The sequence below is a fragment of the Erythrobacter sp. NAP1 genome (genome assembly GCF_000152865.1).
Classification (GTDB): Bacteria; Pseudomonadota; Alphaproteobacteria; order Sphingomonadales; family Sphingomonadaceae; genus Erythrobacter.
Map to the genome: position 1 here is coordinate 3,217,468 of NZ_CH672390.1, position 13,451 is coordinate 3,230,918.

Genomic DNA, 13,451 nt, shown 5'->3' on the forward strand with positions numbered 1-13,451 from the left:
CGGGAAATAGCTGGTTCTCCGCGAAATCTATTGAGGTAGAGCGTCAGATGTATGCCGATGGGGGTAGAGCACTGGATGGGCTAGGGCTGCGCGAGCGGTACCAAACCTAACCAAACTCCGAATACCATCGAGTCTTGTCTGGCAGACAGACGGCGGGTGCTAAGGTCCGTCGTCAAAAGGGAAACAGCCCTAACCTACAGCTAAGGTCCCCAAGTCATATCTAAGTGGGAAAGCATGTGGGAATCCCAAAACAACCAGGAGGTTGGCTTAGAAGCAGCCATCCTTTAAAGAAAGCGTAACAGCTCACTGGTCTAAATAAGGGTTCCTGCGGCGAAGATGTAACGGGGCTAAAGATATGCACCGAAGCTTAGGGTTCATAGTTTACTATGAGCGGTAGCGGAGCGTTCCGTAAGTGGTTGAAGCCGAAGGGTAACCGACGGTGGACATATCGGAAGTGCGAATGCTGACATGAGTAGCGATAAAAAGGGTGAGATGCCCTTTCGCCGAAAGACCAAGGGTTCCTGCGCAACGCTAATCGGCGCAGGGTAAGCCGGCCCCTAAGACGAGCCCGAAGGGGGTAGTCGATGGGAACCACGTTAATATTCGTGGGCCTGAAGATGTGTGACGGATGGCGGAAGTAGTTCGACCTTATTGGATTGGTCGGGCTGCCAAGTCGTTCCAGGAAATAGCCTCTTCATATAGACCGTACCCGAAACCGACACAGGTGGTCAGGTAGAGTATACCAAGGCGCTTGAGAGAAGTATCCTGAAGGAACTCGGCAAATTGCCTCCGTACCTTCGGAAGAAGGAGGCCCCGTTAGAAGGCAACTTTTAGCGGGGGGCACAGGCCAGGGGGTAGCGACTGTTTATCAAAAACACAGGACTCTGCTAAGTCGGCTTCAAGACGACGTATAGGGTCTGACGCCTGCCCGGTGCTGGAAGGTTAAGAGGAGGAGTGCAAGCTCCGAATTGAAGCCCCAGTAAACGGCGGCCGTAACTATAACGGTCCTAAGGTAGCGAAATTCCTTGTCGGGTAAGTTCCGACCTGCACGAATGGCGTAACGACTTCCCCACTGTCTCCAGGATATGCTCAGCGAAATTGAATTCTCCGTGAAGATGCGGAGTACCCGCGGTTAGACGGAAAGACCCCGTGCACCTTTACTGCAGCTTCAGAGTGGCATTAGGAAAGAGTTGTGTAGCATAGGTGGGAGGCTTTGAAACTTGGGCGCCAGTCCAAGTGGAGCCATAGGTGAAATACCACCCTGCTGTTTTCTGATGTCTAACCAACTACCGTTATCCGGTAGTGGGACCCTCTGTGGCGGGTAGTTTGACTGGGGCGGTCGCCTCCTAAAGAGTAACGGAGGCGCGCGATGGTAGGCTCAGGCCGGTTGGAAACCGGCTGCGAGAGTGCAATGGCATAAGCCTGCCTGACTGCGAGACTGACGAGTCGAGCAGAGACGAAAGTCGGTCATAGTGATCCGGTGGTCCCTCGTGGAAGGGCCATCGCTCAACGGATAAAAGGTACGCCGGGGATAACAGGCTGATGATTCCCAAGAGCTCATATCGACGGAATCGTTTGGCACCTCGATGTCGGCTCATCACATCCTGGGGCTGGAGCAGGTCCCAAGGGTTTGGCTGTTCGCCAATTAAAGTGGTACGTGAGCTGGGTTCAGAACGTCGCGAGACAGTTTGGTCCCTATCTGCCGTGGGCGTCGATACTTGATAGGAGTTGCCCCTAGTACGAGAGGACCGGGGTGAACATGCCTCTGGTGTACCAGTCATCCTGCCAAGGGTGCCGCTGGGTAGCTATGCATGGACGGGATAACCGCTGAAAGCATCTAAGCGGGAAGCCTCCCTAAAGATAAGGTATCTTCGAACCGTCATAGACCATGACGTTGATAGGCTGGGTGTGGAAGCGCAGTAATGTGTGAAGCTAACCAGTCCTAATAGTTCTGATCGCGCTTGAGAGTCTGCACTGTCAATGACAAACCTGCTTATGCAGTGTCCGTCTGCGATGGAGGAGTTCTCCAGCCAGATAAACGCCCTTTGAAAAACCACTCTCTTGTAGAGTGCATCGATTTAAACCCGCTTTCGCTGGCTCCATTGCTTGGTGGTCATAGCGTCTGTGACCCACCCGATCCCATCTCGAACTCGGCCGTGAAACCAGATAGCGCCGATGGTACTGTGTCTTAAGGCACGGAAGAGTAGGTCGCCGCCAGGCATTGCAGCCAGCGATAGCGCGGAAAAAACCCATTCACTTGTCAAAGGGCTTGCCTCCGGGCTGGCCCTTTTGGCGTCTCTGCGGACCTCGTCTCGGAGCGCCCAGCTAGGTAGCGCGGGATGGAGCAGTCCGGTAGCTCGTCAGGCTCATAACCTGAAGGTCGTTGGTTCAAATCCAACTCCCGCAACCAGCATTTTCTCCAACAACTTGCGAGTACCAGTTGGGCGTATTGATCGCCTTCATGGTGTGTGCGCGCTGTTGCCGGGCGAATTCAGCCGAAAGTCGCATCGCCACGATGGGGCTAGCGCGTTATGCTCGCAACATATGGCGAGCGAGATTAATGAGATTGCCCGGTTCCTGCGAGCGACACCGCCTTTCGGTGCGCTGGGGGAGGAGACGCTCGGCTCGCTAAGCCGTTCGATCGAAGTCAGCTATCGCAAGCGTGGCGAAACCGTGATCGAGGCAGGAGCGCATAACAACAGGCTCTTTATCGTCCGATCAGGGGCTGTGGAATTGATGCTTGCGGGCGAAGAACTGACCGCACGCCTCGAGGCAGGCTCGTGCTTTGCTTACCCTTCGCTTCTTCGCGGAGGTGAGGTTCGCAACACGACCACCGCGATCGAGGATACGTTGCTCTACGCCCTCCCGGCTCAGCAATTCCACGCGCTTCGGGAAGGCTCGCCGGGCTTTGCCAGTTTCTTCGATGACGATCAGGCCGCTCGGCTCAAGCACGCTCTTGAGCAACGCCGCGAAGGCAGCGCCTTTTCGATCAAGAGCCGCCAAGTCGGTGAACTCATAGCGCGCGCGGCGCCTGTCACCTGTCCTCTGGATGCGCCCATTTCGAGCGCGGTTGCAATCATGGTCGAGCATGATGTTTCGACTCTTGCGATCTGTGACAATGGAGCACTCGCAGGAATTTTCACTGACAAGGATATACGCAAACGAGTGGTCGCGGACGCTGTTCCCTTCGACCACCCGATCTCTGCCGTGATGACCGCAAATCCGCGGACCTTGCCGCAGCATAGCCCGATAGCAGAGGCGATGGCGCTTATGGCGAGCGGCGGTTTCCGGCATCTGCCGATCCTCGATGACAGCGGTGCCTTGATGGGGATCGTGTCGGCCACCGACATTCTCGCCGCCATCGGAAGTAACGCGATCGACGCGGGCATGATGATCGCCAAGGCCAAGACCGCCAGTCAGTTGATCGAGGCATGCAGACTTATCCCTGAAAGCTTCTCCTCAATGGTGACTAGCGGGGTCGATGCAGCCCACGTCATGCGCTTTACCTCCGCGCTGGGCGAAGCGGCACATCGAAGGGCTGCGGAACTGGCCGAGACGGAACTCGGCCCGCCGCCGTGCCCCTATGCGCTGGTCGTGTTCGGTTCGCTCGCGCGGGGGGAGCAACTGGTCGGGTCGGACCAAGATAACGGACTAGTGATCGCTGACGAGGCGACAGCCGAAGACGAGCAATATTTCGAAAAGCTCGGAACGCGCATCTCCGATCTCCTGCACGAAAGCGGCTTTGTCTATTGCAAGGGCGGGATCATGGCCAAGAACGCGCAGCAGCGCCTGCGTTTCAAGGACTGGTGCGACCGTTACACCAGCTGGATCACCAATCCGAGTGAAGACCGCGTTCTGCGCGCAACGATCTTTTTCGACATGCGAAGCGTACATGGCGAGATGTCTCTCGTCGCTGATTTGCGGCGCGATGTGCTTGCCCGGTTCAAGGACAATCCGCTCTTTATCAGCTTTCTTGCGCGCGATGCGCTGCGTTCGAAGGTGCCTCTCGGCGTCTTCAGAAATCTTGTCCTCGACAAAGGCAAGGACGGGCAAAAAACCTTCAACGCCAAGGCACAGGCGATCCTCCCGATTATCGACATCGCCCGAACGCGCGCGCTGTCCGCTGGGGTCAGCGCGGTAGGGACGTCTGAACGCCTTGCCGCTCTGGTTGAGGAAGGGCGAATGCACCCGGACGATGCCGACAGTCTTGAGGATGCCTTTGCTTTCGTGAACGCCCTGCGCGTTGCGCATCAGGCGCGCCAGATTGAGCGCGGTGAGAGCCCGGACAACGCCATTGCGCCAGCGGACCTCTCTTCGCTGGAAAGGGATTATCTCAAAGATGCGCTCAAGGTGATCCGCGACGGGCTCGATGCGATCAGGCGCAATTTTGCTGGCGGCATTGCATGAACATGCTCGCGCGCTGGCGAATTGAGCGAGCACTCGCGGCGCTGCGCCAATCAGACCTTTCTCTTCTTCAAGACTATGCGAATGCTGCCTGGCCTTCAGCAAACACACCCGCAAGCGAAGCTCACTTCCTCGCGCTCGACTTTGAGCTGGATGGGCTGCGCAAAGGAGCCCATCTCCTGCAGGCGGGGTGGACGCCGTTCACCGCAGGAGGGATCACTTTCCAGAATGCGCGTTCACTCGACATACGCAGCGATGCGACGCTCAACCGCGAGGCGGTGACGGTGCACGGGATCGGTGAAGACCGAGCGAGTGCCGGATTGCCGATAGGGAAAGTTGCCGAGGAATTGCTCACGGCCCTCGCTGGTCGTGTGATCGTCGCACACGCCGCAGCGATCGAGGTCACCGCGATAAAAGAGGCCGCGAAATCGCTCTACAATGTGAACCTGCCGGTACGTTCGATCTGCACGCTGAGGCTGGAGAAGCATATCCATCCCGGAAACTTTGGAGCTGACGCATATCGGCTCGGGCCCACGCGGGAACGCTATGGTCTGCCTGAATACCGCGCGCACGACGCGCTTACTGATGCAATCGCTGCTGCGGAATTGTTCCAGGCACAGCTGACCCGGCTTTCCCCCGACGTGACGTTGGGATGGCTGGAGGCGATCTAGCCCCGACAATCCGGGTGTAAGACTAAAGTCCATCTCCCTAACCCGCTCCCAAGCCCATAGCCTGCTCGGGAAGGTTCGAGGAAGAGTCTGTCGAACCCATGGGAAGAGAAGGAGGGGAGAGTTATGGACGACACAGCGTCTACAGCGGACTCCGGTGATTTCGACGACACTCACGATGCTGGCTACAATGCGCCCGCAAGTGAAGCATCCGTCGATAAGCCTGCCGCAGAAACAAGCGCAGCCGAAGGGGCTTATTGGCGGGAGAATATCCGCCTGCTCGTGTCGCTGATGGTGATCTGGTTTGCCGTATCCTACGGCGCCGGGATCCTGTTCCGTGACTTCCTCGACCAGTTCATGCTCGGCGGTTATCCGCTCGGCTTCTGGTTCGCGCAGCAGGGCTCCATCTACGTCTTCATCGCACTCATCTTCTTCTACGTCGTTCGTATGAAGCAGATCGAGCGCAAGTACGATCTCGACGATTGAGGGGGCTGAAAAAATGGAAACGCAAACCCTGATCTATCTCTTCGTCGGAGCCAGCTTCGCGCTCTATATCGGCATCGCCATCTGGAGCCGCGCGGGTTCGACGAAAGAGTTCTATGTCGCCGGCGGCGGGGTCAACCCGGTCGTCAATGGAATGGCCACGGCTGCCGACTGGATGAGCGCGGCAAGCTTTCTTTCCATGGCCGGGCTCATTGCCTTCATGGGCTATGACGCGTCTGTTTACCTGATGGGGTGGACGGGCGGATACGTCATGCTCGCGCTGTTGCTTGCGCCTTATCTGCGCAAGTTCGGACAGTTCACCGTGCCCGATTTCATCGGAACGCGGTACTATTCGAAAGCGGCGCGCGTCGTGGCGGTCATCTGCCTGATCTTCATCAGCTTCACATATATCGCAGGTCAGATGCGCGGCGTGGGAATCGTGTTCTCGCAGTTCCTCGACGTTGGCATCACCGCGGGCGTTATCATCGGGATGGGCATCGTCTTCATCTACGCTGTTCTGGGCGGAATGAAGGGGATCACTTACACTCAGGTTGCGCAATATTGCGTGCTGATCTTCGCTTACATGGTCCCTGCCTTCTTCATCAGTTTCATGCTGACAGGCAATCCGATCCCCCAGATCGGACTGGGTTCGGAAGTGCAGGACGGGTCCGGCATGTACATGCTCGAGCGGCTCGATAACGTGCTCGTCGATCTGGGCTTCAACCAGTATACGGCGGGCAGCAAGTCGACGATCGACATGTTCTGCATCACCATGGCTTTGATGGTCGGCACCGCCGGTCTGCCTCACGTGATCGTGCGCTTCTTTACGGTGCCCAAGGCATCGGATGCGCGCAAATCGGCAGGCTGGGCGCTGGTCTTCATCGCTCTGCTTTACACCACCGCTCCTGCCATCGGCGCATTCGGCATGTACAACCTCATCAACAAGGTTGACGATGTCGCATACACCGAAGTCGAGCCGTTCTTCACCAACTGGGAAGATGCGGACCTCTACGCCTGGCAGGACAAGAACGGCGACGGTGTGATGCAATATCGCCCCGGAACCGCGTTCGAGGGCAAGCCTGAATTCACCGGCGAAACCGGTCCTTCGGGTGAGCGTCTGGTGGCGAATGCTCCGAACATGGACAGCGAGAACGAGGTCTATGTCGATCGCGACACGTTGGTCCTGGCCAATCCTGAGATTGCCAATCTGCCCGGCTGGGTGGTGGCGTTGATGGCGGCGGGTGGCCTTGCGGCAGCTTTGTCGACGGCAGCGGGTCTGTTGCTCGTCATCTCGAGCTCGATCAGCCACGATCTGCTCAAGAGCACCTTTGCGCCGAACATTTCGGCCAAGGGAGAGCTGTTCGCAGCGCGCGCTGCGGCGACCGCTGCGATCATGGTGGCGGGCTATCTCGGCATCTATCCTCCGGGATGGGTGGCGCAGGTGGTGGCGTTTGCCTTCGGGCTCGCGGCATCGAGCCTGTTCCCGGCGATCTTCATGGGCATCTTCTTCAAGGCGATGAACAAAGAAGGCGCGATTGCAGGAATGGTCTCGGGCCTGGTCTTCACCTTCAGCTACATCCTGTACTTCAAGCTGATGAACCCGGCGGCAAACGTCGCGGAGAACTGGCTGTTTGGGATTTCGCCTGAAGGCATCGGAGTGATCGGCATGCTGATCAACTTCGGCGTGGCGATCGCGGTAGCCAGCGTGACCAAGGGCACACCGGTCGAGATTCGCAAGCTGGTGGACTCGATCCGCGTCCCGCGCGGAGCCGGAGAAGCCCACGCACACTAATCGGCCCTGCAAAGGGTCGCACAAGAGGGGCGGTGCCGTAGCGGCGCCGCCCCTTTTTCTTGCCTTATCGGTGCTTTGGTCTAGCCTTTCTTTCGGGAGAGGATTGGGATCATGCTTCTAGGTGCGGCCATTGCTGCTGCTGCCACCTATGTGGTTTTTCTGTTCTGGCTTGCGGCGAAACGCGACCGGAGCGCACCTGTTTGGCTCACACGCCAGTCGGGCGTTGTCTATGGCCTCAGCCTCGCGGTTTACTGCACCAGCTGGACGTTCTTCGGAGGGGTTGGGACAGCAGCTAGCGCAGGGCTTGATTTCCTGCCGATCTACCTTGGCCCGATCCTTGTGTTCACGCTGGGCTTCACATTCGTGCGCCGTGTTCTCGCTCAGGCCAAGGCGCAGCATTCAACCTCAATCGCCGACTTTCTCTCTGCACGATATGGCAAGAGCGCGGCCGTTGCCGCCCTGGTGACGATCATAGCGACGCTCGGTTCGCTCCCGTATATGGCGCTGCAATTGCGCTCGGTCGGCAACTCGTTGCTTGTGCTCGATCCCGAGCTCGAAACGAGCGTCGCGCTTGACGAGATCGTGTTGATGGTGGCCGCGCTGATGGCGCTGTTCGCAATCCTGTTCGGATCGCGCCGCGCCGACCATCCGGGCGACAATGCGGGCCTGGTGCTGACCATCGCGTTTGAATCGGTGGTCAAACTGGTCGCGCTGCTCGCTCTGGCGGCGCTCGCGATCGCAATCTTGCTGGGGCAGCCTTCTTCCGATGCCGCAGCAGCCGCTTCGGTCAGCGAGGTCTTCAATCTCGGCCAGATCGATGCGCGTTTTGCAGTCCTAACCTTGATTGCGGCCTGCGCGGCCCTGTGCCTGCCCCGCCAGTTTCACATGACGTTCGTGGAAGCCGAGAGCGATAAAGCAAGCCGCGCGATGCGCTGGGTGTTCCCGATTTACCTCGCCATCACCTCAGCGGTGATCGTCCCCATCGTGCTCGCCGGTTTGAGCGCTTTACCAGCCGGAACTGACCCTGACACAATTGTGATGGCTCTCCCGCTTTCCACCGGCAACGAAGCGCTCGCGCTGCTGGTGTTCATCGGCGGTTTTGCTGCATCGGCTGGCATGATCGTGGTCGCCAGTGTGGCCTTGTCGATGATGATCACCAACGATCTTATCGCGCCGGTCGCTTTCAGGCGAGAACTGAGCGGAAAGGGCGACCGGAGCGAAATCGCCCGCAAGCTTCTGAGAGTGCGGCGCTTCGTTATCGCTGCGGTCCTGGCGCTCGCATTCGTGGTCAATCAGAGCTTTTCAGGCCTGACTGCGCTTGCAGGGCTCGGCACCCTGGCCTTCGCCGCTGTGGCGCAATTCGCGCCCGGCCTCGTGCTTGGAATGCTGACGCGTGCGGGAAATCGCGGCGGCATGATTGCGGGTCTGGTGACCGGCTTCGTGACCTGGTTCGCATTGCTTGTCCTGCCCGCAGCGACGGGCGCTGCTCCCATTTTCGCGATCCATTCCGACCCGCTGGTCTCCGGCGTTCTGATAAGTCTCGGCGCGAATTGTGCGGCATATTGGCTCGGCTCCACGCTCGCATATCCCTCGCTCATCGATGCAGCACAGGCCGCCGCCTTTGCAGGAAGCGGAGCGGCAGGAGGCACGCAGCCGCGCGTGACCAACAAGCGTGTCGCCGACATTCGCCTGCTGCTCGGCCAGTTTGTCGGAAGCAGCCGTGCAGACGAAGCCATTGCCGCCATGCCACTTGCCTATCGCGACCGCGACCCGGCCGATGCCCAAGTCATATCGATGGCTGAGCGAACGATCTCGGGCGTGGTGGGAAGTTCTTCTGCGCGGATGCTGGTCAATTCCTGGGCTGGCGGCGATCCGGTTCCCCTTCCCGACATCGTCGCCATGTTCGACGAGACCAACCGGCGCCTGTCGTTCAGCGGCGAACTCCTCCAGATCGCGATTGAGAATATCGACCAAGGGATTGCCGTGGTCGATGCCGAGATGAACCTCGTCGCCTGGAATACGCGCTATCAGGAAATGTTCGCGCTGCCGGATCATCTCGTCACCGTGGGCACGCCAATTGCCAAGCTCATCCGGTTCAATCTGGTGCGTATCGGGCTCGATGATTACAATATCGAGGAGCAGGTCGAACGCCGCCTTGAGTATATGCGGTCAGGTGCCGAACACCGGATCGAGCGTGAGCAGCATGATGGGCGGATCATGAGGATCGTGGGGTCGCCCGCGCCTCAGGGCGGCTATGTCACCTCCTACACCGACATCACCGCCGACCGCCGCGCTGAACAGGCGCTGGAAGAAAAGGTGGCCGAGCGCACCGTCCAGCTCAGCGAGGCGAACACCGCGCTGGAGGCTGCGACCCGTTCCAAGACACGCTTTCTTGCTGCGGCCAGCCACGATCTGATCCAGCCCCTGAACGCGGCTCGACTGTTCGCATCTGCCCTCGACGAAGAAGTGAGCGGCACGCCTCAGCTTGAGCAATTGGTCAAGGATCTCGATGGGTCGATTGCTTCTGCCGACCGATTGATCCGCGCGCTCCTCGACATCTCGAAGCTCGACGGCGGCGGTATCGAGCCAAAGCCCGAATTGGTCGCCATCGACCGCGTTTTCGACGAGATCGTGCGCGAATTCAGCGTTCAGGCCGAAGCCAAGGGTCTGTCGCTTCGCCGTGTCCATACCAGCGCCTGGGTCGAAACCGACCGCGCCCTGCTGGCCAGCGTGCTGCGCAATCTTGTCAGCAATGCGATCCGTTACACCGAGAAAGGTGGGGTGCTGCTGGGTGTGCGGCGCGCCGGCGATGATATTCGCATCAAGGTTCATGACACTGGGCGCGGTATCGCAGCAGCGGACGTCGAGCGCATTTTCGATGAGTTTCAGCGTGCGTCTTCCAAGGATCGCGAAGGGCTCGGACTGGGTCTCGCTATCGTGCGCCGGATCACGCATCTGCTCGACGTGCATGTCGAGACCTCGAGCGAGCCGGGCAGGGGCAGCTGCTTTGCGCTCCACATGCCCCTGATGCGTTGGAGCGTGGTGCCGCAGCGCGCAAAGCCTCAGCGTAACGCGCGGCAAATGGATCAGGCTGCGGTCCTTGTCGTCGATAATGATGAGGCTGCTCTCAATGCAACTTCAGCGCTACTTGAGAAGTGGGGGTTGCGTACGACATGCGCTGGCTCGCTCGCACAAGCCGCTTCGCGCATGCCCGCTTGTCCCGAGCTTGTGATCATGGATTACCGGCTCGATGGCGACGAGCGTGGCGACGGCGTTTACCGGGCGCTTTGCGCGCAATGGAAGGCCGAGCCGCCGGTCATCCTGCTGACCGCAGAAGGAAGCGAAGAGACCTCGCAGGCTGCGCGTTCAATCGGGGCGAATCGCCTTCTCAAACCGTCTTCGCCCGGAGCGCTCAGGGCGCTGATTTCGGATTGCCTGGCCCGGGCCAAAGCGAGTGAAGCCGATCAGTCGGGGACGGAGTCCGCGACCGGCTGATCGACGTCGAGCTTGCCTGCGACCAGCACGGCCTGCGTGCGGTTGTTGACACCCAGCTTACGGAAGATCGCAGTGATATGCGCTTTCACGGTCGCCTCGCTCACGTCAAGTTCGTAGGCGATCTGCTTGTTGAGCAGGCCCTTGCGCATCGCTTCGAGGATGCGGCGCTGTGCAGGCGTTAGGCTTGCCATGCGCGCAAGATCGTCGTCCTCTTCCACGCTGTTTTCGGGGAACCATGCGTCCCCTTCGCGCACTGCGCTCAAGGCATCGCGCATCTCGTCGAGACCGGAGGATTTCGGAATGAAAGCCGCGGCCCCCAGCTGCTGAGCCGCGGCATAAACACGCGGCTCCTCGCTCGCTGAGACGATGGCGATGGGCAGGGCCGGAAACTCTTGGCGAAGGTCCATCAGCACCGACAATCCGTTGGAATCTTCCATGTGCAGATCGAGCAACAGCGCCTCAGCACCGCCCTCAAGCTCGGTCTTCGCAGCACCAGCCGTGTTTGCCTCGACCACCTCGGCTTCGGGCCACACTTTCGCGACCGCGTGGCTAAGCGCGGTGCGAAAGAGGGGGTGATCGTCGGCGATGATGATCCGCTGGGCCATGGTCTCAGCGATTCTGCCGACCTTCGATCAAACGATCAACCAGAGATGGATCTGCCAGTGTGGATGTATCGCCAAGCGATCCATAGTCGTTCTCCGCGACCTTCCGCAGGATGCGTCGCATAATCTTGCCCGAGCGTGTCTTGGGCAGTCCATCTGTGAACTGGATATGATCGGGCGTTGCGATCGGACCGATCTCTTTGCGGACATGCATGCGCAGGTCCCTGAACAGTTCCTCGGAGCCTTCCTCGCCTGCATTCAGGGTGACGTAGCAATAGATGCCCTGGCCCTTGATGTCGTGCGGGTATCCGACAACAGCGGCCTCGGCGACCTTGTCGTGCAATACCAAGGCGCTTTCGACCTCGGCAGTGCCCATGCGGTGGCCCGAGACGTTGATGACGTCGTCAACGCGGCCGGTGATCCAGTAGTACCCGTCCTCGTCGCGCCGGCAGCCGTCGCCGGTGAAATACTTGCCACGATAGGTCGAGAAATACGTCTGCTCGAAGCGTTCGTGATCGCCATAGACGCTGCGCGCCTGGCCGGGCCAGCTGGCGGTGATGCAGAGATTGCCTTCGACCGCTCCGTCGAGAACGCCGCCATCATTATCGACCAACTGCGGCTGAATGCCGAAGAAGGGGAGGCCTGCGCTGCCCGGCTTCATGTCGTGTGCGGCAGGAAGCGTAGTGATCATCACGCCGCCCGTTTCGGTCTGCCACCATGTGTCGACAATCGGGCAGCGCCCTTCGCCGACAACGTCGAAATACCAGCGCCATGCCTCCGGATTGATCGGTTCGCCGACCGACCCGAGCAGGCGCAGTGACGAGCGATCCCGGCTCGTCACGAACTCATCACCCTCGCGCATGAGGGCGCGGATTGCGGTGGGGGCAGTGTAGAGGATATTGACCTGGTGCTTGTCCACCACGTCCCAGAAGCGCCCATGATCGGGATAGTTGGGCACGCCTTCGAAAACGACGCTCGTCGCGCCGTTCATCAGGGGGCCGTAGACGATATAACTGTGCCCCGTGACCCAGCCGATATCGGCAGTGCACCAGTAAACCTCGCCCGGCTGGTAATCGAAGACGTAGTTGAACGTCGTCGCAGTCCACACGCCATATCCGCCGGTCGTATGAAGCACGCCCTTGGGCTTTCCGGTGGATCCTGAGGTGTAAAGGATGAAGAGCGGGTCTTCGGCCTGCATCACCTCGCATGGCACGTCCGTATCGGAGGCTAGATCGCTAAACCAGTGATCGCGGCCTTCAGTCATAGCGACGTCGGCACCGGTATGCGCGACGACCAGAACGCCGTCGACCTCTGCGCCTTCGATCTGGAGCGCGGCATCGACGTTGGCTTTGAGCGGGACGCGCTTCGAGCCGCGCAGCCCCTGGTCGGCGGTAACGACGAAGCGGCTGCCGCAATCCTCGATCCTGCCTGCGAGCGCTTCGGGCGAGAAGCCGCCAAACACCACCGAGTGGATCGCGCCGATCCGGGCGCAGGCGAGCATTGCCGTCACGCCTTCGACTACCATCGGCATGTAGAGCGTAACGCGGTCGCCTTTCTTGACGCCCATCGCCATCAGCGCATTCGCCATCCGCACGACCTCGCCGTGCAAATCGCGATAGGTCAGCGTGCGCGAGGGGGATGCGGGATCGTCTGGCTCGAAGATGATCGCGGTGTCGTCCCCGCGCGTCTCCAGATGACGGTCCACTGCATTGTAGCAAAGGTTGAGAGTTCCATCGGCAAACCACTGAATGTCGACCGGATCATACGACCACTCGCCGCCCTTGGCTGGCTTGGTGAACCAGTCGAGCCGCTCTGCCTGTTCGAGCCAGAACGCATCGGGCGTTTCCACCGAACGGCGGTAGAGCTCGCCATATTGCTCGGTCACACAATGCGTGGCGTTGCTCGATAGCGGGCGTTGGACGGCGTGGATCATGTCGATTCTCCCTTCACGCCGGCGCTTTTACCGCAAGGCGAGGGCACAGCGCTGTGCGACAAAGGTCGTACGAC

7 protein-coding genes, 1 tRNA gene and 2 rRNA genes (1 of these 10 running past the window's edge) are annotated in these 13,451 nt (G+C 59.7%); 8 read left to right on the top strand and 2 right to left on the bottom strand.

Translation table 11 applies throughout. The features are described 5' to 3' along the window. The 8 genes from NAP1_RS15500 to NAP1_RS15535 all read left to right on the top strand — a co-directional run. Positions 1 to 1,966: ribosomal RNA gene (locus tag NAP1_RS15500) — 23S ribosomal RNA — on the top strand (it extends 824 nt beyond the left edge of the window). Positions 1,967 to 2,105: 139 nt separating this feature from the next. Continuing rightward, positions 2,106 to 2,220 (top strand): 5S ribosomal RNA (rrf, locus tag NAP1_RS15505). A gap of 113 nt (positions 2,221 to 2,333) precedes the next feature. After that, positions 2,334 to 2,410: transfer RNA gene (locus NAP1_RS15510), tRNA-Met, on the top strand. Positions 2,411 to 2,544: 134 nt separating this feature from the next. Continuing rightward, positions 2,545 to 4,407, top strand: a complete 1,863-nt coding sequence (locus NAP1_RS15515; RefSeq protein WP_007166273.1) for a putative nucleotidyltransferase substrate binding domain-containing protein — start codon at positions 2,545 to 2,547, stop codon at positions 4,405 to 4,407. Further along, positions 4,404 to 5,075: an exonuclease domain-containing protein gene (locus NAP1_RS16150; protein WP_007166274.1), complete on the top strand. Its 672-nt coding sequence runs from the start codon at positions 4,404 to 4,406 to the stop codon at positions 5,073 to 5,075. The genes NAP1_RS15515 and NAP1_RS16150 overlap by 4 nt, the downstream gene beginning before the upstream one ends. A 123-nt stretch (positions 5,076 to 5,198) precedes the next feature. Then, positions 5,199 to 5,558, top strand: coding sequence for a DUF4212 domain-containing protein (locus NAP1_RS15525; protein ID WP_007166275.1), 360 nt, complete (start codon positions 5,199 to 5,201; stop codon positions 5,556 to 5,558). Positions 5,559 to 5,571: 13 nt separating this feature from the next. After that, positions 5,572 to 7,347: a sodium:solute symporter family protein gene (locus tag NAP1_RS15530; RefSeq protein WP_007166276.1), complete on the top strand. Its 1,776-nt coding sequence runs from the start codon at positions 5,572 to 5,574 to the stop codon at positions 7,345 to 7,347. A gap of 111 nt (positions 7,348 to 7,458) precedes the next feature. Then, complete coding sequence (locus NAP1_RS15535) at positions 7,459 to 10,842, top strand: PAS domain-containing hybrid sensor histidine kinase/response regulator (RefSeq protein WP_007166277.1); 3,384 nt, start codon at positions 7,459 to 7,461, stop codon at positions 10,840 to 10,842. Here the strand turns inward: NAP1_RS15535 and NAP1_RS15540 are convergent. Both NAP1_RS15540 and acs read right to left on the bottom strand, forming a co-directional pair. Then, positions 10,812 to 11,447 carry a response regulator transcription factor gene (locus NAP1_RS15540; protein WP_007166278.1) on the bottom strand — a complete coding sequence of 212 codons (636 nt, stop codon included), beginning with the start codon at positions 11,445 to 11,447 and terminating at the stop codon, positions 10,812 to 10,814. The genes NAP1_RS15535 and NAP1_RS15540 overlap by 31 nt on opposite strands. A gap of 4 nt (positions 11,448 to 11,451) precedes the next feature. Continuing rightward, the gene (gene acs / locus NAP1_RS15545; protein ID WP_007166279.1) at positions 11,452 to 13,377 is read right to left on the bottom strand and encodes an acetate--CoA ligase; all 1,926 of its coding nucleotides are present in this window, start codon (positions 13,375 to 13,377) and stop codon (positions 11,452 to 11,454) included. Positions 13,378 to 13,451 lie beyond the last annotated feature (74 nt).